At 56.7% G+C, this 201-nt stretch carries 1 protein-coding gene; it reads right to left on the bottom strand.

The features are described 5' to 3' along the window. A partial coding sequence (locus PVA19_RS22345; RefSeq protein ID WP_274104285.1) for a porin occupies nt 1-201 on the bottom strand: 201 nt, incomplete at both ends.

A 201-nucleotide genomic window follows, 5' to 3' on the forward strand; every position in this document is an offset into this window, starting at 1 on the left:
GGTCTGGAAACGAACGTAGCCGCCGAACTTCAGGCAGGTTTCCGTACCAGGAATGTAGAAGAAGCCTGCGCCGAAAGCGTCGCAAACGCGAACGTATTCCAGTGGCTCAGGCTCAGCAGCAACGATCGCGTCAGCGGCCTTTGCGCCAGATACTGCTGCAAGAGCTGCAGCGGAGCCAATGAGAAGGCTCTTGATGTTCAT

Source organism: Agrobacterium sp. CNPSo 3708, from assembly GCF_028674915.1.
Lineage (GTDB): Bacteria > Pseudomonadota > Alphaproteobacteria > Rhizobiales > Rhizobiaceae > Agrobacterium > Agrobacterium cavarae.